This window comes from Phnomibacter ginsenosidimutans (assembly GCF_009740285.1).
GTDB lineage: Bacteria > Bacteroidota > Bacteroidia > Chitinophagales > Chitinophagaceae > Phnomibacter > Phnomibacter ginsenosidimutans.
In genome coordinates this window covers 360,754-382,321 of record NZ_CP046566.1, presented here as the reverse complement: position 1 = coordinate 382,321, position 21,568 = coordinate 360,754, and the positions used below count along the sequence as shown (strand labels likewise).

Below are 21,568 nucleotides of genomic sequence, written 5' to 3'. Positions count from 1 at the left end.
GCATTAGTCCTTTCTGTTGGCAGAAAGAATACCAATTACTTTGTGTATGGTAGCATGTACTTTGTTTACCATACGCAACACATCATCATTCACCTCAGCCAGCTTTCCACTTTTTTCAATTGTTCGTATATCGTCGTGCAGGCTGGTAAAACCTAAGTTATCTAGTGTAGGCTTCAGCTTATGCGCTACGGCTCCCATTTGCTCCCACTCTCCATGGTTGGCATGTGCCAGCAACTGATCGGCAATGGCTGGCGTTTGCTCCACAAACATGTCTACCATTTTTTGCACAAAGGCCTGATTGCCCCGGGCAATATCATTGAGCATATCTAAACTATACAGGGGCAAATCACTTTCTACAGGAGATGTGGCCACTACCGGCTGCTCTGCTGCCTGCTCATCAAATGGGCGGCCTACCCATTCTGCAATTTTTCTGATCAGCACATTTTCTTCAAAAGGCTTGGCCACAAAATCGTTCATACCTGCTTTGAAACAGGCATCTTGTTCGCTGCTCAATGCATTGGCGGTAAGAGCTATTACTGGCAGTGAGCTGCTGATATCTTTTCTGATAATTGCTGTTGCAGACACACCATCCAACACAGGCATTTGCATGTCCATCAGTACAATATCTACGGTTTCCTTTTGCAGCAAATGAATGGCATCTTCGCCATGCACAGCTTCAACCACACTTGCCCCATACTGTTGCAGCACCGTTCGGGCTACCAACCTGTTCATGGCATTATCTTCCACCAGTAGTACTGATATATTTTTCAATAAATCGTTGGGCAGTAAATGGCTGGTTTCTTTTGGCAAATCACTTTCGGTACCCTGCTCCAACATCACCTTAATAGTAAATGTAGTACCATGCCCGGTAGTGCTTTGCACCTCAATATCACCATGCATTAAATCTACCAATTGCTTAATGATACTCAGCCCCAATCCTGTGCCACCGTACTTTCTGGTAGAGTGGGTGTATGCCTGCGAAAAAGGCTCAAACATTTCCTGCACAAATGCCTCGTCAATTCCAATACCCGTATCTTGTACAGTAACGATGAAACACTGACCATGTAAGGTTTGAGGCTTAGCTGCCAACGTGATAGTTATGCCACCATGATCGGTAAACTTAACTGCATTCGACACCAGATTAATCAGTATTTGCTGTAAGCGATAAGGATCGCCGATTAATACCGGTGCAATGCCCTCTTCCATTTTTACTTCTACCCAAAGGTTTTTTTCTTCTACCCTGTGCATTAACATTTGCACAGCCCTGCGTACTAATTCTGCCGGCTTAAATGGTATGTGCTCCAATGCCAATTTACCGGCTTGTATTTTAGACAGGTCGAGCACATCATTAATGATGACCAATAAATTATCGGAAGCTGTATTGATGGAGTCTAAAAAAAGGCGTTGCTGTTGATCGAGTTGTGTTTTTTTCAATTGTCTTCCCAAGCCGATGATGGCGTTCATAGGTGTACGCATTTCATGACTCATATTGGCCAAAAAACGCTCCTTGGCTCTCGATGATTCTTCAGCAGCAAGCGTGGCCATACGCAGCTCTTGCTCCAATAGTTTTTGCTGTGTTATATCCAGGTGAATGCCAATAGAACCAACCATTTTGCCACTATCGTCGTAGCGGGGCGCACCACTGATAAGCCACCATTTCTCTTCGCCCTGCTTGTTGTGCACTTTCATTTCATATACATCAGAATGACCGGCACTGCGTCTTCTGTTTTGTAATTCTATAGTATACTTCTCATCGGTATCTACAAATAAATCAACCGCTCTTTTCCCTGTTATTTCATGCTGTGCATAACCACTCATCCGCAGGAAGCTTTGGTTGCATACCTGTATGCGGTCATCAATATCTACCTCCAGCAAACCAAGGTTCATATTGGCAATAATGCCGCGGTATTTTTCTTCATTCAGCCGCAGTGCATCTTCTGCTTTTTTTCGGTCGGTGATGTCCATCATAAAACCGGTAAACACATGTGCACCAGCTGCTGTATCGTAAGAGTAGGTAGCTGCTACCGAACGCCAAACCAGTTTGCCATTGGGCAATTGCAACCGCGATTCATTATAATAAGGCTTGAGCGATGACAATGCTGCCTCATTGGCTGCATCAATGGCCGGCAAATCTTCATGAAAAACAAAACGCCGATAGTCCTCCCGAAATGCCTCGGGGCTAATGCCGAAAATTCGCTGCATGGCAGGGCTCACATAACGCAATTTTTCAGTTCCATCTTGTGCATATTCGTATTCATACAAAACAGCAGGAATACCTTCACTCAGCGATTGAAATTGTTGTACCCGTTGCCACAATTCCAGCTCTGTGTTTTTAATGTGCGAAATATTTGTGTGTGTACCCGTCACCAATTTTGGTAAGCCATTTGCTGTATATGAAACGGCCATGCCCCTGTCGAGTATCCATAAGTAGTGCCCGTCTTTATGGCGCATTCTTATTTCTCTGTTGTGCGAAGAACGTTTACCGGCATCATACTCCTCATTTTCCTTCACTACCGTTGCCAAATCATCCGGATGAATTCTATTGAGCCAAAACTGATTTTCTTTATCAAATATGGCGGGATCGTAGCCAAGCATTCGCTTGTATTCTTCTGAATAAAACGATTGATGCGTTTCCAAATCATATTGCCACACACCATCGCCTGCGCCTTCAAGAGCAAACTTCCACAGCTGCTCTGCATACCTGATGCGGGCTTCATCTTCTTTTGCCTTGGTAATATCTTCTACGATGGCAAAATATTCGAGCACCCCACCCTCACTATTCAGTACTGATTGGCCACGTGTCCGGCTCATAAAATGTGTACCATCATTTCTGTATTGCAACACTTCTACATCAAAAGACTGGCCCTGTTCAAATGCAAACACCATTTCCCGCAAAGCCTGCTTATCTGTTTGTGGTCCTGCACAAAGATCAATGGGTGATTTGCCTACCACCTGGCTCATTTCAAAACCAGTCATTTTCAAAAAACCATCATTCGCCCAGGTTATTTGCCCGAACTTATTGGCAAAAACAACCCCATTTTCATTGGCACTTGCTACTACAGAGAGGCGCTTTAAATTTTCCAACACCGTTTTTTCTTCGGTAGTATTGCGCATTACACCGGCAAAAACCTTTCCCTGTGCATCAGTGTAGGCTACTCTTGCATTGGCTGTCCAATAAATGAGCTCCCCATTGGGCATAACAAAACGGCAATCGGCATTCCATGGTGCTTCTTCATGAAATGCACCACGCACAGTTTCTTGCCACACAGGCAAATCATCGGGGTGAATAAAATCTACCAAACGGTTGGCATCAGCTGGGTTTATACCGAACTCTTCTTTCAGTCTCGGACTGATAAATTCTACATTATTTGATCCGTCGAAATTCATCCGCCACAAATACACTACTCCGGGCACGTTTTCTGCAAGACGCTTAAACAATTGCTCTCTTCGCTGCAAGTCGGCTGCCATATTTCGCTGCTCTGTCACATCGGTTCCGTATACATGGAAGTAATCAAACTCAGGAAAGAAATGACAGTCGAAAACAAATATTTTTCCTTCCGTAACAGTTTCTACGGTCCAGCGCATATCATTTGTGGGCCGCAGCGCAGCTACCTGTTGCCAAAAGACAGCCTCGTTCATTAATTCATCGTTGTGCAGGTATTGATGCAACCGCTGAGCGGCAGGGTTCTTGAGTAATACCAACCCTTTTGATGATACACGAAACCGAGGTTCCGGATTATGCATTGTAAATAAAGAAAGCTCATTCATTTGCTTGCCGGCATCTTCAATTGCCTGCTGCTGTAGCTGCACCTTGTGGAGCATTTGTTTTAAGTCCTTCTCGGTTAGTTCATGTGCTTTCAGCACATGCAGCAGGTCTATCAACGGATCGTGTACAGCAAAGTTGTTGATGGTTAGCCCTGCTTCACGTAATTCTTCAACTGACGCAAACCACGGTGTACCAATAAACAACCATTGGTCTTTTTCTGCCAGATGCTCAATCTGACCTCTTAATAATACCGAAGGCTTTTGCACCCCTTGCATTAGTATGAGCTGCCCCGGCATTGAAGCCAGCGCAGCTGCATGAATGATTTGTACAGAAGGTCTTTTAAATGCTAAATAATTTGTAATGCTTTCGCCCGCCTTCATGCTCAACAGCGATTGATAAGAGCTACCGAAACTAACAATGCGGCAGTCACTACCAATGGTAATATAAAATGGAAATAGCCGATCAAACTGTTGATGTTGAAATGCGAATTGCATGCGAATAATTTTACCAATTCACTTGAAATATTTCATGGGTTTCCGGCTCGCTTTGCATAGATAACACCTGAATAGTAACAGGTGTATGGTACATTTTTGCCAAGCCTTGCAGCAGGCCCAACACAAAGTGATGAAGACCTTTTCGGGTGGAATAATAATGGACTTCAATAGAGCTTTCTGTAATTGTGCCAATCCGAAATTCAGGCGGATTAAGCCTTGGATAAAATAACATGATACGACTATGAAACATGGGGAGGTTGAGCAAAAATTCTTGCAGGTTTTTGCCGCCGGCTTCCATTAAGCCGCCATATTTTTCGCGACCGGTTTTTAGCACCCACCATTCACCAAATGCTGAGAGCACTTCACTCATCGGTATTTGTAGTACTTCCGAAGAAGCTGCTACAAGTTTATATGTCATCTCATCATCATAAGGCTCATTGCTTAGGAAATAATCAACCTGAACACCACTGGCAGCTTTTATCTGCATCCACGCATTTTCACCGTGGCTGGCTGTCACCATATCTTCTATTGCCCTATTGATAATTCCGTACATACTTTGCTTTTATAAGATGATTTCCTTATCCTGAATCATTTTGTAAATCGTGCTTTTACCAACATCGAGTTTATCGGCTACTTTAAGCACATTGTTGTCATACTTTTCCAAAAACATTTTTACAATTTGTACCGTGTACTGCCGCAGGGTTTTCTCCTCGCCAGTAAGCATGCTGCCATTACGGGCTGGTGCAAATGAAATATCCTTTGCATCTATTTCTGCATCATCGCAGAGCACAGCAGCCAACTCAATGCCGGCCTTCAACTCCCTCACATTGCCGGGGTAGTGATATTGCATCAGCTTTTCCCTGGCGGCGGCAGTAAGTCCTTTTGCAGTTGTTTTATTTTCCTTGGCAAATTCTTCTAAAAAAATTTAGCCAGCAGAAGAATGTCATTCCCTCTTTCACGCAGGGGAGGCAAGTTTATGGGCAAGCCCATAATGCGATAGTACAAATCTTCGCGAAACTTACCGGCCCGCACTTCTTCCGGAAGATTTTTATGTGTAGCAACAATCAATCGTACATCCAGCTTTACACTTTCGTTGCCACCTACTCTTTCCAACTCCCGCTCTTGCAGCACCCGTAGCAATTTGCTTTGCAGGCTTAAATCCAGCTCTGCTATTTCATCTAAAAAAAGTGTGCCTTTATTGGCTTCTTCAAACTTGCCAATCTTTCTGCCAATGGCACCGGTAAACGATCCTTTTTCATGACCAAACAACTCGCTTTCTACCAACTCTCTGGGTATAGCCGCCATGTTCACTGCTACAAAAGGTTTCCGTTTTCTTTCGCTGTTGTAATGAATGGCTTTGGCTACTACTTCTTTGCCCGTTCCCGTTTCGCCCGTTACAGACACATTGATGTTGGTTTTGGCCGCCTTCTCCATCAATGAAAATATTTTTCGGATAACAGGTGAATTTCCTTTGATGACATTGCCGAATTCATGCTTCTGCCCCAGCTCCTCCCGCAGTTGCTCTACCTGCATTTTTAGCTGTTGATTTTCGCGGATGCGCAGTATGGCATTCCAGAGCAAATCTTTGGTATGGTCATCTTTTACCAGATAATCACTTACCCCGAGTTTGAGCATTTCAATGGCAGTGCTTACATCATCCTGACCACTGATAACGATAACCGGAATGTCGGGATGCTGTGCTTTTATTTGCTTAAACAATTCGGCCCCGTTCATATCCGGCATCGAATAATCGATGGTAATAAGATGTGGCTTTTGATGGAGGCTGGCAAGGCAGGCCTTACCCGAAGCAAAACGGGTAACCTGATGATCAGGATTGAGCGATAAATGGTAGGCCAGAATTTCGCCATACCAGGGGTCATCATCAACTATAAAAATCCGGTAAGTTTCCATAATGTGGATTTCTTCCAATGTACGTATTGAATGCTTTCAAATAACCAGGCAATGTTATTTTTTATGCGGATTCCATACGCTTGATGAAACGATACCAGCGCTTAAAGAGCAGGTTGAGTTGCAAAAACTTGCTGTATAAAAAAAGCAAGGCGATTTGCCAAAGGACGACCCAACTGGCAGCAACTGCAAAAACCATAATGACAGAAAAACCAATGAGCAGCAAATGAAAAACCGACACCCTTGTTGTGGCTTGTGAATGCACCAAATGCTGACGTACAAACCAATGGTGTAAGTGATTTTTATCGGCAGAAAAAGGAGAACGGCCCTGCTGTATACGGGTGTAAAAAACACGGAGTGTATCCATCACGGGCAGCATCATCGTTGCTGATACCAATACCAAAATAACATCTGGTGCAACTATGGTTTGCGCATACGCATTCTCCACCGAAATGATACCCATAACTGCTACCAAAAAACCAAGTACCAGAGAACCGCCATCGCCCATAAAAAGACGGGCAGGCCGCCAATTGTATTTTAAAAATACGAGCAACACGCCTGCAAATGGCAAGAGCAATACCAACCATTGCAGCTGGCCAAGTATATACATAATCACCGCAAAAACCAGCACATTGATAAAACCAATACTGCCTGCCAATCCATCAATACCATCGAGTAAATTAAACGCATTGGTTACGCCTGCTACCAGCAACATGTTGAGAGCATACTGCAGCCAAACCGGTATATCACCAATACCAAAAATGCCATGCAAAGAATGCAAGCGGATATCTTGCCATGCCAGCAAAAAACCACCTGCCAACTGAATGAGCAACCGAAGTTTTGCAGGTAAATTCAACCGGTCGTCAAGTACACCAGTAACAAGCCAGTACCAGCAGCATAACACCAACTGCCCAATATTGTACAAACAACTGCCGCATACCTGCCGATAGGGCAAAAGCAATGAGCAAGCTTAACATCATAACCAAACCACCAATGGATGGTATGGGGTCTTTGTGCAACTTTCTTTCATTGGGAATATCTACCAGCCTGAGCTTTACACTCCAGCGGATAAGATTGGGCATGAGTACGATACAAGCCAACACTGCAATAGCAGTAGTTATGAGAGCCTGTGTAAGCAGTGTATTCATGTGATGTTGTCTTTGCGTAGCGTTGAAGAAAATAGTTTAAGGGAAGGGTAGTTGCGGCAAAGGGTATTACTATATTTAAGTCTATCGCTTTTCGAAAAAGTAAGAAGGTGACTGCAAATGAGCCATTCCATTTTGATGCAGGTAATCGCTGCTGAATATGCTGATCACTTTGGTTGGTTCAATGCGTTCTTTACCCGAAGCTTGCAGCACTTTCAACACCAGATAACGGTAGCGGTTGGCTATTTGCTTCCAGGTATAGCGGCGGTCTGCAATTGTTTTCATGCTTAACGCATGCCGCTTTAAACAAGCCACAGTTGTGTGCTCAATTACATGCACCAAATCGTCGGCAGACCGGAAGTACAATGCCTTTTTCTCTGTCGTAGTTCTGTTGTACGTTACATCATACGCTATCACCGGCAGGCCCAAATACATGGCTTCTACCAAAGAAGGATTGGTACCGCCTGCGCTGTGCCCATGTATGTATACCAGACAGTTGCCCCGCAGCATATCCAACTCCCGTTGATTGTAAATAGGATCGAGTAAATGAATGTTTGAAAAACGACCGTAGGTTTCCCGCATGGTTTTGCCATACTCACTATTCTTCCAGTTGCCCACCAATACCAGCTTATGCTTTGGCAGTTTTGAAAATGCTTCCAACACAACATGGATATTGTTTTCCGGCTCTATACGGCAAACTTTAAAAGCATACGGCTGACCAACAAAATCATACTTGCTTCGGTCTTCTTGCGTAGGCTTTACCTGCAGTGTATGATCGGCACCGTATTCAATAATGTGGCTGAGGGTTTTGTAGCGGATGGCGGTGTAATCCTGAATAGATTCATTATCGGAAATATCGGCATGCGAATAGCGAACTGCCACCCACTCTGCTGCCCACAAATACCAGCGGGCAAGCTTACTCCACTTGTTGCGTTTCCATTCTATACCATCAATAGAAACGATGATTTTTTTACTTGTAAATAATTTTACAAATGGCAACATAAAGCCACCACTCACACCCAATACCAGCAACACATCAGCATAAAACAATGCATGCAAAATGCTGAGGGAATCGTAGATAATGCTTTGCAAACCGTTGGCATCGAAAGGCAGGTACTTCAACCTTGCACCTTTATAATACGACTGACGGCTTTGCTTTGGATACTTTTTTGCCGTGCAATAAACGGTCATATCAAACTCTCCGGCCAGTTCATCTACAAGGTGTTCTGCCAGCGTTTCAAATCCGCCATAACTAGCTGGCAAGCCAACGGTACCAATAATGGCAATACGCTTTTTCCGCATGCTGTGGTTTTTGGAATTACTATATCGCAAACCGTGCCACATGCCATAAGCATTGATAATCAATTAGTGCTGTAGTTCTTCCGCAACTGTTGTTTCCACATTCTGGAAGTGCTTTCCGTCATTTGGCTGTAACGATGCAATGCTGGCCGATGCAAAAACTTTGCTTACACCCGCTTCAAAAGCTGCTGTACTAAAAGCTGCAGCTCTCCTTCGGGCATTTTCCGAAAAACGGATATACTTTTTTACATCCGTGTACAATAGCTGCACAGCTTGTTGCAAAGCGGCAACCTGTCTTGCATCTATGCAAAAGCCTTCCACGCCATGACGTACCAGTTCTACCGGCCCTCCCACAGGTGGAGCTATCACAGGCCTGCCGCATGCCATGGCCTCCAACAGGGTAAGGCCAAAAGTTTCCACCCACTCATCGGGGTTCGAAAAATTGACCACCAGATGTGCCTGCTCATAAAAAGCCAACGTATTGGTAGTAGTGCTAAACAGCATGCAGTTGTGTGGCACAGCATGTTGCTTTTTAAAATCCTCAACTTGCTTTTCATCGGCATTCAACACCAGCTGAAAACGTATGGCGGGCAAAGCCGAAGCCAACTGCAGAAACTCATGAACGCCTTTGTACGCTTTTAACGAGCAAAGCATGAGTACTGTAAAAGGTGTACGCATGTTTGGCGAAGCAATATGTGCAGCTTGTTGCACAAAGCTATTGCTGAGTGCATTGTATACCGTATGTAATTGAGGCCTGCGAAAATGGTAACAACTGGCCACATAGTTAGAAACAAACACAACATCAGTAGCTGTAAATGCGACAACTTTTGCCAGCAAATTTTTCAACAGCACAGGGGTAATGCTTACTTCGTGCACATGGTACACCACTTTGCAACCTCTAATGCTGGCAGCCAGTGCAGCCCCGGCAGGTAGCAAAGTATTTACATACACCACCTGCGCCCTGCGCAATGAAAACAGCAGAGAAAAAAACAACTGCAGCTGTACAATAAAGAAGCGCAATAATGTCATCCATTTATTGCTACTGTGCTTGTAATAAAGCGAATGATAGCGGGCATTGGGCAACCCACTCAAAAAACCACCTCTTGCCGGTGTTGCAGTATATATATCTATGCTGTATCCTCTTTTTTGCAAAGCTTCCAACGCCTGCCTGAACACAAAAGGACTGCCGCTAAAATCGTTGAGTAAATGAACTGCGCAAACTGATTTCATGCCATGTGTAATTTTTGCTTTGTATCAACAGGAGTTGGTTTGTGCAACAGGGTATTGTACACAGTTGCCAACTGCTTGCCCCTTACCGACCATAAAAAATATTGATTGAAACGCTGCTCGGCCAGTTGGTGTTCGTGTAAATAAGTACCGGTATTGCTGTGCAACATCTGCAGTTTCGCAGCAAATGATTGAACAGTAGTTCCATAATTTTTATAACTCACTTTCAGCAAAGAATCGGGATGTACAAAAGCACCGGGGCCAGCATTGTTGAAACAAATAACCGGAAGCCCGTAACTCATGGCTTCTGCCACCACCATTCCTGCACCTTCATGAGAAGGGAAAAGAAAAACTGCACTCTGCCGATACATTTTTTCCAATTCGGCTTTCGGCATCCATTCAATCACCTGCGTACAGTGAGTAATATTTGCTTCTGCAATCCACTGCTTTATTTTCGGCAAAAAGGCCCCGCCCCAGCCAGTATCAGTTGCGTTTTTTCCTGTTGAGCCCTGCTGAGTTGGAAATAAAAAGTAGCAAAGGCAGCAATAGTTACATCAAACCCTTTTAGCGGCACAAATCTGCCTACCGATAATACAGTAAACTTGTCTGGAATAGCGGTTTTAACCGTTGGTCGTACAGGCTCCGAAGCAACTGATGGCATGATGCTGTACTTGTGGCGTGGAAGGCGTAGCTTGATAGCCGCCTCAGTATTCATACAAAAAATATGACGGGCTTTCCATTTGCTGATGTATACAAAAGGATCGATGTACCAAAACCAATTTTTGATAGCCCACAGAAAACGATCTTGCAACCAGGCTCTCCAACCATATTGCTTACGAATAAACGAAGCAGGAATGCGAGGATGATGACCAATTGGCCCCCATACAAATGGCTTACCCAATAACCACAAAAAACTTGGCGTCCAATCATTGTGAAAATTGAGGGTATGCACTATGCTAAAAATACTCCTCTTGGGCAATAGCCATATTGCTAAAGAGAGCTGCCACATATAATAATAAATCAAACTCAAAAGCGGTCCCTTTTTCCAAAATATCATCCATTTGGGCCAATCGAAATACCACCATTGTACCTGCTGATAATGAGCCTTTCCATCAGGGTGTTCGGCCATATACTTGTCAATATGTGGCCGGTTATTTTTCCGGGTAATGGCTATTACACGTTGTGTAGTAGCTGCCTGCATAATAAAATTCCAGCCCATACCATCCTCTGAACCTTTGTAGGGATTAACCGCATATGCAGTCATCAATATAGACTGTTTAATATTTTTTTCCTGTTTCATATCGTTTATTTAAAACAGCACACTATCATCCTCATTTTGAAAAAGGCACTATGCCCGTTGCCTGATTATTTTGGCAGGAACTCCACCTATGACCATATTATCCGGAAAGCTTTTTGTAACCACTGCACCTGCAGCTATTACACAACCGCTACCTATTTGAACACCATCCAAAATGGTAACCTTACTGCCAATCCAACAATTATTGCCAATTACAATTCCTTTTCTTGTTACACCCTGTAAACGAATAGGCACCTCCAAATTTTCCTGCACATGGTTTTCGGGATGGCAGCTGAAATATTGGCCCACTATACAATCATCGCCAATGTGTAAACCACCACCGCCACCCAGGTAGGCATACTCGCCAATGCCTACATTATTGCCCAACACTATGTGTTCACCTACATGATTAAGTGAAGTAGAAACAACCAACCGGCTAAAAGAACCAATACTCACATGATGCCCGAGTGCAATGCCGTTTTTACCCAGTGCACTCAGGTACACATAGTCGCCCAGCTTGAGCATTCGGCCCCATTTTATATTAGGTAAATTAAAAAAACGGACTGCTCTTCCACGCAACATCCATTGCGGATTTCGACCATACAGCAACAACATGGCACCACGCATTACAGCCCAAAGTTGTTGCCATGCAAACTGCATTAATACATAGGTGGTTACATGTTCATCCATCTTAAATGCAGGATTGCGCTGTTGTACCAATTTTTCCAGAAGCCGTTTCATATTGCTATCATCCTATCAGGCTGCCGCCTGTATTTGTTGAAAAATGGTTTGTAGTGTATTGTTGAGCTGCTCATTGTGAATAGGCTCATAGCTGGAAGATTTATAACGTTTGCGCATACTATCAAACAGCTGCATATAATCGTCGGTAAGACTTACAATAGTATCAGCACTTAACTCTTGCTTTCTGCTGAGTATTTCTTCTGGTGTAGCCCATAAAAAGAAATTCAATTTCGGTTTCAGTAGCAAAGCATACCCCGCAGTAGTCACATATTTCGGAAGTTGAATATTGCTACGCTTACTATCGTTGATGAAGTCGAAATAGTATCTGTCATACAGCACTACATAACCACGCATCACGTATTTCAGTTGAATGTAAAACTGGCCCAACAGGTAATCGGCATAATAATAGGCGAAACGCAACAAGGAGCCGATGCTACTTTTGTTGGTGCCCTGTCGGGGTAATGTTTGAGCTGCTTTGTTTTCTGCAGCTTCTTTGCCATGCTTCCACGCACTTAGTATAGGCAGTAGCGATGGGCGGTGCCTTAATACTACTACTTTTCTGCGCATTACTTTTTCTACATGCTGGCGTGTTGCTTCAATAATAGTACTCTTGCCCGCACCATCTACGCCACTAAACGTAATAATGAACCCCCGGTTATTTTTCCAGTCTCTAATCATATCAATACCGTATTGAAATAGGTTGACAATAAATTGTACTCCCCCTGTTTTGTGGCTCTTGACGCACATAAGCAGCCGCCGATTGCATCGTTACTTTGGATGGAGTAAACAACGCCTCTGCTGGCTTTTGTTGCTTACTATACCGCTCTACAGTAGCAAGCAATGCGTTTCTCTCCTCTTGTGTAAACTGATGCCATTGCTGCTGATATTTTTCAGGTATGCCGGCACCATTGAGAACGTAAAACAACCAGGTGTACATTGCATCGTGATAGTTGTCGGCAACCAGAATACCTCTGCCATCGTTAACTGCTGTAGCAAGCATCGCCTGCACATTCATAAACTGTATGGCCTTTCTTTTCAATTGCCAGATCGCATCAATGTGTAGCACGTTGCCGCTGTGCAAATAAATACCCGACTGTGTCAAATTGCTTCTGCTTCGAAGTACTACCTGCTTACATAACGGATGTTGTTGCAGCCACGTCATCATTGTTAAAGCTGTAGACCGCTCCATACAAATATCAATATCGCTATGCAGCGGCAACAACAACACATGCGGTAAATGCATTTTTACAGCAGCATGTTTTTTAGTACGTAGCCAATCACTTATATCGGCTATTAGTTGCGTTCTGTCGGCCACAGTATTATTCTTCATTAACCAATAAGAAAGGGCATCGCTCCATGTTTGTAACAACCAGCCAATTTGCAGGTGCCAATCTTTTTGCTGCGCATATATTTCAGCATAGTAACTAATTACATCCAGCAAATACCATTGCTCAAGCTGAGCAATATTCAACCCATGCTTCTCCAACTGCGGATGGCATAATTGGTGCCATGCATCTAACTTTTGCCGTATGGCAGCAAAACCCTGATTGCCGATGAGTACAGTAGTTTGATAGTGAAAGTGAAATGCATCGTACAAAGCAGATGCTGATGGTTTGTATAACTCCCAGTCAATCAAAGCAATCTTTTGTTCATTCATCAACATATTCCACGGTGTACAATCGCCATGAGCAGGAGCTTCATGTATATTTTCCCAATTTGAAGCCGTAGAAAATAGCAGCTGCAGTTTGTGTATCAAACCTTCAGGCAATGGGGTATGCCGGATAGCATGTAATCTTTGCAAACGCTCAGCTATTTGTGTAGGGATCTTACTGTCCGAAATATTATTTGAGGTAATTGACCGAAAGCACCATTCTTGCACCGCCTGCTGAGGCAACTGCAACCAATGCATTGATGCAGGATTCATTCCAAACGATACATTTTGCTGAGCCAATAAGGCATCAGATGAAGCCAGCAATCTTGGAATAACCACGAACTGCAATGGCTTTTCTTGCCAATAGTGCAGCGCTGTTGCTTCCATTTGCAAAATAGAAGAAGACAACTCGCCATATGGGATTTTTACAAATTGGCCTCCTGCCCCCGGCAGGTATACAACCAACTTTCTATTGGGCCCTTTTGTGCCTGTAAACAACGCCCATTGTGCTTTTGTCACATCTGCATAAGGTTGTTCAGGCTGCCCCAAGCTGACGCTACAATCACCATCTGCAATGAACTTTTGCAAGCCCAATGCAAACAAAAACCTGACAACCAAGGCAAACAATTTACTCTTCCAGCTACCTGTAAAATAAAAACGCAAAAAAACTGGTCGTTGGCTATGTGCAGGCCAAATCCAGCGCACAGTTCCATCTGGATTGTTGATGTAAAAACACTTTACAGTGAGCTTACTTTCTGCAGCCGACACCCGATAATCGAATGACATGAATGCATGTAAAACAAAATCTCTGGCCTGCTGCTGATTCATACAAATGCTTTAGCTAACATTTGATTGTCAATTGGCATGCCACTGCAGTTTCAAAACGTAAACCATTCATTTTCAAATAGTGAAATGAGCAAGTCAAACAGCGCATTCCAAATTCAGGACATGCGATTCCACGAAAAGGAACTCGGAATGTGTTTATTCGCTGGCAAACAACTCTGGTCTGCGTTTGCGCAGAAAGATTTTTTGGGCCGGCGACTTATGCTTGTTGATGGTAAGACTGATGTAAAAAATGAGTACCTGATAAAAGAGAATACCATAATTCGTTTCGCCGAAAATACCGAACTCAGTAAGGGAGTTGATGAGAATGGGGATGAATACCCCGATTGTAAACAGCTGTTTTTCTTTTGAAAATTGCTGCACAAATCCGCGAATAGTGAATACCACCTGAAACAGTACCAATGTGAAGCCTACAAAACCAAGATTCATGAGTACTTGTATAAAAGTATTGTGTGTCATTTGCCCGGCATATGTGTGTACACTCTGAAAAAAGTCTTTGTATGCAATACGCATGAAACCAAAACCAAACAAAGGTTCTTGTGGCAAACCCTCGGTAATGAGTGCCGTCCAAAATGGCAGTCTTCCGGTCATACTCATTACTTCTTCCAGGCCGCCTGCATTTTCTTTTACAACCATTTTTTCTATGGCCAGCGGAATTACCATAAATGCACCTGCATACATGGCATACTTCAGTTTGGTATTGCTACTTTGCCGGATATGAAAAAAGGCAATCAGCAACGCACCAATGGTTGTACTTCTGCTACCAGTCATTACAATGGCCCACATGAGCAATAAAATCCGGATGGTATTCCACACCATACGCTTACCGGTGTAGTAGTTGAAAATAAAACAACTTACTCCCACAGCAGCCAGCATGCCCAGTTCATTTGGGTTCATAAAAAAGCCCCCGAGTCTTGCTTCTTCTCCGCCATGTGTCATTCTGTAAAATGCTTCAGGAGCTATAAACATGCCCACCAAAAAAATACTAATCATGAGCAGCACAGCATTGCCCATTACATTGTACAACTTTACCTGGTTGCCGGGAAAATAGTTCTCCAGCAAAATGAAACAGGCAATAAAATAATATGCAAATACAAAGCTCTCCACATCCATAAACCACTGAAGGGCACTGTAGCCAACAGCGGTGCTCCACAAAAAACTAATCAGTCCAAGAGTTAAGTATGCAGCATACAAAAAAGGGCTCAATTGATGCTGCCAACCAAAAGAACCGATGGCTCCTCGTTCAATAATTTTTCGATACACCCAAATAATGGCTCCCGTCATCATTAATCTCGAAAATACTTTTACCACACGGGTTATAGCCACATTTTCGCTCCATGTAAAAAAGCCGCCCAACTTGATGAAGAAAATAATAGCCAGCAAAACGCCCATCTGCGAAAGAAATCGCTGATGATCCGCCGGCCGCTTATATGAAGTCGTTAATGTAAACATGCTTCATACATTTTTGCCAATTGTGTAAGTACATAACTCCAGTGATAGTGCTGAGCAACCATTTGCTGAGCAGCAGTGGCATAGGCAGCAAGTGTGCCCTGATTAAAGGACGCAATTGCCTCATCCAAGGCAGCCGCAAGTTCAGTAGCATCAGGGTGTTCTACTACCCATCCTGCTTTATATTTTTTTACGGCCTCTCCAACGTTTGTAGCCCTCGACACTATGCAAGGCAAGCCAATGGCTGCAGCTTCCAATACTGCAGTAGGCAACCCTTCATTTCTACTTGGGTGAACAAACAAATGGCTTTGCTGCAAGAGATTCATTTTTTCATGACCATATTTGGCCCCGTAAAAAACAATATGATTGCTAATGCCTAAAGCTGCGGCCGTTTGTTCCAAAGCCGCACGTTGTGCACTATCACCAATCATCCATAAAGTGATATTGTGATGCTTTTTAGCCATGCTCGCAAAAGCAGTAAGCAGCAAATCAAGTCCTTTGGTATGAGTGTCCATTCTACCACAAAAGCTGATGATACAGTTGCTGGAAGTGTTACCCTGAAATGAAGCTGCGCTGTATTCAGAAAGCGCAGCGGTATCAAAGCCGTAAGGTATAAGTGCACTCTTTTTATCCGGCTGAATGCTATGCAATCCATCTACTTCACTTTTACCCAGCGAGTGCACTACTGCGGCCCTGCGTAGTAAGGGCTTTTCAAACAAGGGAAGATAAATGGCCTTTTTCCATCCTCCTTTTTTCATGGCAATAATATTGTAACTACCATGTGGTGTGTACACAAATGGAATACGATATTTTTTCAGATAAACAGACACTTTAGAAAACACTGGAATAAAGCCACCGTGTAAATGAAATACAACATCTTCAGGTAAGGCAGCTATAGCTTTTCGCAATGATGCATGCACCGCAAAAGGATGAATGCCTGTGGGAAAAAGACGTGTTATAAAGTTTCTATCTGGATAATCATGTACCGGATTTTGAGTGATGCCCCACACCGCTACATCATATCCTGCGGCATGCTGGCGTGTAGCCATTTCGTATACTACTTTATTTACCCCATTCATACGTTCCGGGTTTACTTTACCCAATACCAAATGAATAATTTTCATACCCGGATATTTTTATTGTAAAGAATATATAGCCAGTATACAAGTAACATGCACTGAGCCAACAACATGCCTGCTAAAGCGCCCCACAGTTGAAAGAAATGAATCATGAAATAAGCAGTAGCAACACTAAAAATGGTAGCCAATACATAGCCGTAGAAATAAAATTTATTGAGCAGTTGTACCCGAAGTGCAATGCGAACAGGATAGCCAAACAGGATAAACACATACAATATTGCCAATCCTATCATTACATAACTGTAAGAAGTATATGTGTCGCCTCCGGCCATGTGTAACAATGGCTTGCCGAAAACCGCCAGTAAAATTAATACCGGAATAAGCAGCACAGAAAGTTGCAAAAACTGTTTGCGCAAAAACCGGACCAAAGCAGCTGGCTCCTGATGCAAGTGGGCTGCTTTGGGTAAAATGTATGTTTCAAATGCCTGAAGCAACACGTTGAGCAAGCCAAAAATGTATTGTCCCAGGCGCAGTGCTCCAAGTGCTGCTGCACCCAGCCACCAACCCGCTGCCATTACATAAAAATTGCCAGCTGTCCACTGGAGCAGTGCACTGCTGAGCATCCATTTTCCATCACGTGCATGCAGTAGTGCGACACTTCGAATATCCTTGGCAATCGGCACACCAGGTTTTAACCACCATACGCCCAATGCAACCGATGGTATATAGGTAAGAGCAACTACCCACAAAGCAATCAATAAATCTAAATGATACACAAAAAACAATACTGCCAATGCCAGTAGTTGCACCACATTGGTAAGCACATCAATCGCAAAAGCTTTTGGCTGTTGCTGCGTGGCGAGCAGCCATCTGCGCAAATAATCTTGCATAAAATATAAACAGGCGCCCACCACCGCTGCTATACCAATATTTCTACCAACAGCCCACATCGTGTCTGCAAATAAAAAAAAGAGTATACCGGCTACAAACAGCAACGTAAGTATTGCCTGGTGAAACCAAAACAATCCGCCGGTATAACTCCTTTTTTCACCTATCCCAATATGCGCCAGCAATACCGGCGCAAGACCTGTGATACTAGCCTGCAATAAACTCAACACCAAGAGCTGTACCAATACCAACCCACTAAATATGCCGTATTGAGCAATGCCCAATGCTCTTGCTAATAATAAATTGGTAGCAAAAGCACTGCCACTAACCACTACCTGATCGGCCAACACCCAGTATTTTTCTGCAAGCTTCATGCAAGTGCAGATTGTTTATTGCTACGATTTTTTTTGCTTCGCCACCAATTGGCAATTGGCGCAAAAATGCTGGGCGTGTAGCCTGCACGGTTGAGTACAAAGTACATGCCCGGCAATGACAGTTCTTCCTTCAGCAAATCGGCTTGCATTACCATCGACTGCTTGGTTTTTCTACTATCTAACACAAACAGGTTAGTATTGGCTGTAGCCATTAGCATCATTGATACAGGTTGTTCTAGAACAGGCAGGTTACGAATAATAACGACCTCATATTGCTGCTTCAGTGTTTCTAAAAATGCCATCCACACAGGCCGCACCTGCCACTGCGGCGGAAATTGACTTGGCCCAATAACACTAACCCCCTGTATACGTACATTCGAAGCACCGGCATCAATCAATACACAACTTTTTCCCAGCTGCTGTAGCGCCATGGTAACACCTGTACTGTTAAACCCCTTACCTTCTTTTGCCGCAAAGCTTGAAATGCTGATTACACTGCCGGCATCGGCTATACCTTTCAGGTCGAGCTCAGTAGCCCAACGCATGAAGTAGCGCATTTTATCCGCTTCGTTTTTTGCGTATGGCACTTCCGCCATCAATGGCGTTTCACTGTTCTTATGAATCACTTTTGATTCATTAATTCTGCCCTTGAGCAAATGAATAAAATACACTCCGGCAACGCCAAATAAAAAACCAAGAAAACCAGCAAGCACTTTGAGTAAGGTAGCATTGGGCGATACCGGTTTTGTTGGCACTTCACCTTCAGCAATAATGCGGTGAAACGACATGGTTGCAGCCCTTGCTATTTCTGCCTCCGTTCTTTTCTCATGCAAAAAGCGATAGATCTGTTCGTTCAATGAAAAGTTTCTCTCGAGTATTGTCATGGTACGTTCCTTACCGGGCAGTCCTATAAATGCTTCTTCAGCTTTGCTAATGGTTTGCGACAAATCATCATACTTTACCTGCAGATTCTTTTCGGTGTTTTTGATACTTTCCTGCAGGTATTTACTAATGTCCTGCATTTTATCATCTACCACTTTTACCTTATCATTATCTGGGGTATACTTCAGCAGCAGATCTCTTTTTTCCCGCTGCAATTCTTTCATTTTCTTTACCAGTTCTGTACTTAGCAAATCGGTGAAGGCTTCAAAGTTGGGTGCCAGTTCTTCAAAGTTTTGCTTACCAGATGAAATGTATTTATTCAAATCCCGCATGGCCAACAGGTTCATTTGCAAACTGGCCTGCTGCTTTTTCAGATCAGATATTTTGCGTAAATCGGTTTCCGTTTCCTGGCGAATATTGATGATGTTATTTTGATTGCGGTAGCTTTCAATATTGGCTTCGCTGGCACTTAGCCGGTCACTCATACTGTTGAGTTGCTTTGCCAAAAAATCAACAGTAGTATCAGCACTTTTAAATTTTTCAGACACATAATCTGTGATATACGCAGCACTCAATGCATTCACTACTTCGGCTGCCTTTTCGGCCACGGGGCTCTTGTAACTGATTCTTAAAACAGGTACTTCCTTATCTACACTCATTACATCCAAATCGGCTATAATTTTATCGGCCAGCATGGTTTGTGAATGACAAATAAATTCATAGTGATCGTTTACCTGCAGGTTTTTTTCTGCTGCCGTAGTTCTTCATTTGGTATAAAAACCAATGATCCGCCTTCCAACTGTACAGGCACATTCATTCGCCCCCTCACAGTTTTTCCATCGGGCAAAGTGATGCTGAGTAATGAATCGGATGAAACAAAAAGTGTAAATGTTTTATCAAACAATTTTTTACTATCGAATGCATAGCGTATAAAAAATGGCGATTGATGGTAGAGTTCTGTCTTATGAATATCGCCCACCCGGTAAATGGTAATATCGACCCCCAAATGAGCCACCGCTTTTTGAATGAGTAGTTTGCTTTTGAGTAATTCTACTTCGGCAGCTATTTTGTTGCTGGTGGCAAATACATCAAAGTCTTTAAACAAATTGCTATTGGGTACACCTTCTTTACTATCTGCCAGTTTTACTTTGGCGGTGCTTTCATAAATAGGTGTAGTATATCGCAGGTATCGCTTGGCTATCAATACTGCAATAATCATCACTAAAGCAATGATAGGTAGCCCTCTGAAAAAAGGCCGGAGAATGCCAAGGTTTCGGATAAGTTCTTTCATGAGATAAACTTTACTTCAATGCGGTAGCAACCAAAACGGCAGTAGTTATAATGGCAGTTGCTGGCACTACAATTGATCCACTTCTTTTATCCCACACTTTTGCTTTGCGGCTGGGTACATACACTACATCGCCTGGCAGCAGGTACACATTGCTGCTGGCATAGCTGCTCAGTTGTGTAAGATCTACCGTTACCGATTTTGGCTGACCTTCAACCATGCGCACCACCATAACTTTAGAACGGTCGGCATAAAAATCAAAATCCCCGGCTTTGCCGATCATCTCTATTAAAGTGTTATGTTCTTTTTCCAGTAAATATTTACCGGGTGTTTTCAACTCTCCCAGTACCGTCACTTCTTTGTTCAGTACTTTTACCTCTACTATAGGCTGCTTTATAAATTTGCTGTAGGCCGTTCTTAAGTCACTCTCCAGTTCAAGTACTGTTTTATTTTCTGCTAGTACTTCGCCTACTTGTGGTACGGGTATTTTACCATTCGCATCTACCATCAGCCACTTGCCATACACTTCATTACTGTTGTAAATGCCGTAGATGGAACCCACACTTAAATCATCATGATCCCACACACTGATACTCACTTTATCATCCTTCCGAATGGTGTATTGATAGGCTTCATTCTTCACAAAAACACTCGGATCCTCTTTTATGGATGGATCTTTTTGCAACATGTTGAGTGAGCTGCAAGCCAGTACCCATAATTGATACAATGAGTAACGTAACAATACTGAGCACAGGCAGAAAACGACGCCATCCTTTCTTATGCTGTTGTTTCAACTCAGCAATGATGTGCATGATTTTTGCCATCACCGCAGCAATCCTTGTTTCTGACTGCTCTCCTTTAATGATGTAATCAAAAGCTCCAAACTTAAGGGCATCTACTGCCACTTCCATTTGCTCTTGTCCGCTTACAAATACGGTGAAAATGTGCGGATCGAACCGCTTGATTTTTTTTAGTAAAGTGAGGCCATCCATTTCTTCCATATTGTAGTCTACAAATACTACCACGGGCTGCTCTACCAAATGATTCAGGCAGGTTTGGCCGTCGGTAAATACCGAAACATTACTGTACCCAAGGTTTTTTAAATGCTGTCGGTTCAGTTCAATGGAAAACTGGTCATCATCAACCAGAAAGATTTTGGGGGAAGAGGTAGCGTTCATGTCGTTGCTGTTTGGTATTGCTGCTACCATCAGCATGCCACGCATCTATTGTACTGAAA

General features: G+C 43.3%; 20 protein-coding genes. All 20 read right to left on the bottom strand.

The window, feature by feature from the left end:
* Positions 1–3: 3 nt before the first annotated feature.
* The 20 genes from GLV81_RS01555 to GLV81_RS01465 all read right to left on the bottom strand — a co-directional run bounded on the left by GLV81_RS01555 (position 4) and on the right by GLV81_RS01465 (position 21,545).
* The gene (locus GLV81_RS01555) at positions 4–4,260 is read right to left on the bottom strand and encodes a PAS domain S-box protein (protein ID WP_157476230.1); all 4,257 of its coding nucleotides are present in this window, start codon (positions 4,258–4,260) and stop codon (positions 4–6) included.
* Between the two features lie 10 nt (positions 4,261–4,270).
* Entirely contained in the window at positions 4,271–4,813 is a 543-nt protein-coding gene (locus GLV81_RS01550; protein WP_157476228.1) for a heme NO-binding domain-containing protein, read from the bottom strand.
* A gap of 9 nt (positions 4,814–4,822) precedes the next feature.
* Positions 4,823–5,185 (bottom strand): AAA-type ATPase lid domain-containing protein, encoded by a 363-nt coding sequence (locus GLV81_RS19770; RefSeq protein WP_484555871.1) that lies wholly within the window; start codon positions 5,183–5,185, stop codon positions 4,823–4,825.
* On the bottom strand, positions 5,176–6,171 hold the full coding sequence (locus tag GLV81_RS01545; RefSeq protein ID WP_246186173.1) for a sigma-54-dependent transcriptional regulator: 996 nt from the start codon (positions 6,169–6,171) through the stop codon (positions 5,176–5,178). Before GLV81_RS01545 ends, GLV81_RS19770 begins: the two co-directional genes overlap by 10 nt.
* Before the next feature lie 61 nt (positions 6,172–6,232).
* The gene (locus tag GLV81_RS01540) at positions 6,233–7,024 is read right to left on the bottom strand and encodes an MraY family glycosyltransferase (protein ID WP_246186172.1); all 792 of its coding nucleotides are present in this window, start codon (positions 7,022–7,024) and stop codon (positions 6,233–6,235) included.
* Between the two features lie 7 nt (positions 7,025–7,031).
* A complete protein-coding gene (locus tag GLV81_RS01535) occupies positions 7,032–7,316 on the bottom strand; it encodes an MraY family glycosyltransferase (RefSeq protein ID WP_157476224.1) in 285 nt (94 codons plus the stop codon).
* Positions 7,317–7,397: 81 nt separating this feature from the next.
* Positions 7,398–8,615, bottom strand: coding sequence for a DUF1972 domain-containing protein (locus GLV81_RS01530; protein WP_157476222.1), 1,218 nt, complete (start codon positions 8,613–8,615; stop codon positions 7,398–7,400).
* 63 nt (positions 8,616–8,678) lie between these two features.
* Entirely contained in the window at positions 8,679–9,842 is a 1,164-nt protein-coding gene (locus tag GLV81_RS01525; protein ID WP_157476220.1) for a glycosyltransferase family 4 protein, read from the bottom strand.
* Positions 9,839–10,246: a glycosyltransferase gene (locus GLV81_RS01520; RefSeq protein ID WP_246186171.1), complete on the bottom strand. Its 408-nt coding sequence runs from the start codon at positions 10,244–10,246 to the stop codon at positions 9,839–9,841. Before GLV81_RS01520 ends, GLV81_RS01525 begins: the two co-directional genes overlap by 4 nt.
* Before the next feature lie 41 nt (positions 10,247–10,287).
* A complete protein-coding gene (locus GLV81_RS01515) occupies positions 10,288–11,139 on the bottom strand; it encodes a glycosyltransferase family protein (protein ID WP_157476216.1) in 852 nt (283 codons plus the stop codon).
* Positions 11,140–11,187: 48 nt separating this feature from the next.
* Positions 11,188–11,877 carry an acyltransferase gene (locus GLV81_RS01510; protein ID WP_157476215.1) on the bottom strand — a complete coding sequence of 230 codons (690 nt, stop codon included), beginning with the start codon at positions 11,875–11,877 and terminating at the stop codon, positions 11,188–11,190.
* A 15-nt stretch (positions 11,878–11,892) separates the two neighbouring features.
* On the bottom strand, positions 11,893–12,555 hold the full coding sequence (locus GLV81_RS01505) for a nucleoside/nucleotide kinase family protein (protein ID WP_197428837.1): 663 nt from the start codon (positions 12,553–12,555) through the stop codon (positions 11,893–11,895).
* A 1-nt stretch (position 12,556) separates the two neighbouring features.
* Complete coding sequence (locus tag GLV81_RS01500; RefSeq protein ID WP_157476211.1) at positions 12,557–14,356, bottom strand: hypothetical protein; 1,800 nt, start codon at positions 14,354–14,356, stop codon at positions 12,557–12,559.
* Between the two features lie 153 nt (positions 14,357–14,509).
* A complete protein-coding gene (locus GLV81_RS01495) occupies positions 14,510–15,823 on the bottom strand; it encodes an O-antigen ligase family protein (RefSeq protein ID WP_157476209.1) in 1,314 nt (437 codons plus the stop codon).
* The gene (locus GLV81_RS01490) at positions 15,811–16,944 is read right to left on the bottom strand and encodes a glycosyltransferase family 4 protein (RefSeq protein WP_157476207.1); all 1,134 of its coding nucleotides are present in this window, start codon (positions 16,942–16,944) and stop codon (positions 15,811–15,813) included. Before GLV81_RS01490 ends, GLV81_RS01495 begins: the two co-directional genes overlap by 13 nt.
* On the bottom strand, positions 16,941–18,161 hold the full coding sequence (locus GLV81_RS01485) for a lipopolysaccharide biosynthesis protein (RefSeq protein ID WP_157476205.1): 1,221 nt from the start codon (positions 18,159–18,161) through the stop codon (positions 16,941–16,943). Before GLV81_RS01485 ends, GLV81_RS01490 begins: the two co-directional genes overlap by 4 nt.
* Entirely contained in the window at positions 18,158–19,738 is a 1,581-nt protein-coding gene (locus tag GLV81_RS01480) for an exopolysaccharide transport family protein (protein ID WP_157476203.1), read from the bottom strand. The genes GLV81_RS01485 and GLV81_RS01480 overlap by 4 nt, the downstream gene beginning before the upstream one ends.
* Positions 19,739–19,773: 35 nt before the next feature.
* The gene (locus GLV81_RS01475) at positions 19,774–20,334 is read right to left on the bottom strand and encodes a Wzz/FepE/Etk N-terminal domain-containing protein (RefSeq protein ID WP_157476201.1); all 561 of its coding nucleotides are present in this window, start codon (positions 20,332–20,334) and stop codon (positions 19,774–19,776) included.
* 10 nt (positions 20,335–20,344) lie between these two features.
* Complete coding sequence (locus GLV81_RS01470; RefSeq protein ID WP_157476199.1) at positions 20,345–21,019, bottom strand: polysaccharide biosynthesis/export family protein; 675 nt, start codon at positions 21,017–21,019, stop codon at positions 20,345–20,347.
* A complete protein-coding gene (locus GLV81_RS01465) occupies positions 20,964–21,545 on the bottom strand; it encodes a response regulator (protein ID WP_197428836.1) in 582 nt (193 codons plus the stop codon). Before GLV81_RS01465 ends, GLV81_RS01470 begins: the two co-directional genes overlap by 56 nt.
* Positions 21,546–21,568 lie beyond the last annotated feature (23 nt).